The following is a 1,870-nucleotide window of genomic DNA, read 5'->3' on the forward strand; positions in this document are numbered from 1 at the left end:
CTCTATTCAACAATCGCTTGTCTTTTAAATTTTCAAAATATCTAGTCTGCACTTTTTATCAAATATAACTAAAAATATATTTGTGTCCAGACGGTAGCTTATTTGCCTCTTTTTTTATTGATAAACCAATTGATAATATAGGGTAAAATCGATTGTAAAATTTGTGGATACGATCTGGTGAAATATTCTTTATAAGAAGAAAAAACTCCACTAAAAATATTTTGCGGCGTGATTGATTCTTTTGTTTTTTGAAAACTCAAAACCAATTTCTGGTAATTTATTTCTTTCTCCAGTTTCAGAATTTCTAAATCTCTTTCGATTTCTGCGTATGATGAGTATTTTTTATTTTCCATAATTAGTCATTAAAAAAGATTTCTGAAAATTTTTCTAATATAGGACCTTCAACAACTTTATCTTTTAAGAAGAAAAGTAAAATTGTAAATACTAAATAGATCCCTCCTACTGCCAAAAATCCAAGTGCATTACTTTCAAATAAAGATCCAAAAGCATAAGCTGCAGCAAAAGATCCAAAAATCATCACCATACTAAAACACAATAAAATCAAAGTAAACTTAAAAATTAAAGTTGTCGACTTCATGGCAACCTTAAATCCCCAAAGTTTATAGTAAGCTAAATGACTGTCCAGATAAACTTTAGCCTGATCCTGAATATTTTCGGTGTTTTCTTTTAATTCTTCAAAAGCCATAATTGTAATTTTAATTTAAAAAAAAGAAGCACAAAACTCATGATTCAACAATTGCACTTGATTATTCTAAAAATTAAAATAATCTAAACGATCATCAAAATCACATTAAGCTTTGTGCTTCCTGGATTATTATTTTTGAAGTTTAGCGTTTTGCGCTTTTAAGTCGGCTAATTTAGATTCCAAAAAACCAATAACTTCCTCAGTTTTGTAACTCATATTCGAAAGTAACTCTCCATAAGTTCCGTCTAAATTTTCTTTTGCTTTTGTAAATTTTTCACGTAGAACTTCAGAACTAGCTGAAAGTGAATCTTGCAAATTATGTTTCGCATCATCTAAACCTTCTTTAAGTTTAGCACGGGTTTTTGATCCTTTGTCCGGAGCAAATAAAATTCCGATTGCTGCTCCTACTGCAGCACCAGCTAAAATTGCTGCAACTGTATTTACGTTTTTTGACATAATATTAAAATTTAAATGAATAATAAAGGTACTCTTTTTTTGAATTATAAAATATTGGTTAATTGTAATTTAATAAAAATTAACAATAAATTTAATACACGTAAGCTACAGCTTCGTACTTACCATCTGCTTTTTCGACAATACTTACAAACGGATATCCGCTTGAAGCAGATTGTGTTTTGATTCTCATTGCAGTCTGGTTTTTATTTGCAATTGGCGGTTCGCCTTTTGTCTTTGTCGAGACTCCTGAAAAATTAGCCACTTGTTTTAAACCTATTGTCTTGTCCTGAGATAAAATAGTTACGAATTTATAATCTGATTTTGAATCTACTATTACTTTATCAGAAACTTTTTGTGTTTGATTGGATTGTTTATTGGTAATTTTTGCAACGGCATATTTGCTAATTTTATGTTCTTCGGCACTTCCGTTAAAAGAATAATAAACCAAATCATTTTCGATTTTTATAAAATTAACATCCACTTCTTCACCATTGTGTTTTGTAATTTGGTGTGTTTGAGAAATTGCAACATTTGCAAATAAAATTGCTAGCGTAAAAAATAAAGTTTTCATAATATTAAAATTTAAGGATTAAAATTGTTCTTGTCAAAACGAAAGACAAAATTTCTAATTCCTTATAAAATTAATTTCATGAAATTTTTAAATTATGAATTACCTCCTGAAAAATACTTTTACGCTAGAAGTATTAT

Annotated in this window: 4 protein-coding genes; all 4 read right to left on the bottom strand. The window is 28.4% G+C overall.

Going from position 1 to position 1,870, the window contains the following annotated elements; all coding sequences use genetic code 11:
- Positions 1-98: 98 nt before the first annotated feature.
- On the bottom strand, positions 99-353 hold the full coding sequence (locus tag FLACOL7796_RS24375; RefSeq protein WP_173973360.1) for a DUF6327 family protein: 255 nt from the start codon (positions 351-353) through the stop codon (positions 99-101).
- Positions 354-355: 2 nt separating this feature from the next.
- Positions 356-706: a competence protein gene (locus FLACOL7796_RS24380; RefSeq protein ID WP_173973361.1), complete on the bottom strand. Its 351-nt coding sequence runs from the start codon at positions 704-706 to the stop codon at positions 356-358.
- A gap of 129 nt (positions 707-835) precedes the next feature.
- A complete protein-coding gene (locus FLACOL7796_RS24385) occupies positions 836-1,162 on the bottom strand; it encodes a YtxH domain-containing protein (protein ID WP_173973362.1) in 327 nt (108 codons plus the stop codon).
- 91 nt (positions 1,163-1,253) lie between these two features.
- Complete coding sequence (locus FLACOL7796_RS24390) at positions 1,254-1,733, bottom strand: hypothetical protein (RefSeq protein WP_173973363.1); 480 nt, start codon at positions 1,731-1,733, stop codon at positions 1,254-1,256.
- Positions 1,734-1,870: the final 137 nt, after the last annotated feature.

Source organism: Flavobacterium bizetiae, assembly GCF_902804475.1.
Classification (GTDB): Bacteria; Bacteroidota; Bacteroidia; order Flavobacteriales; family Flavobacteriaceae; genus Flavobacterium; species Flavobacterium bizetiae.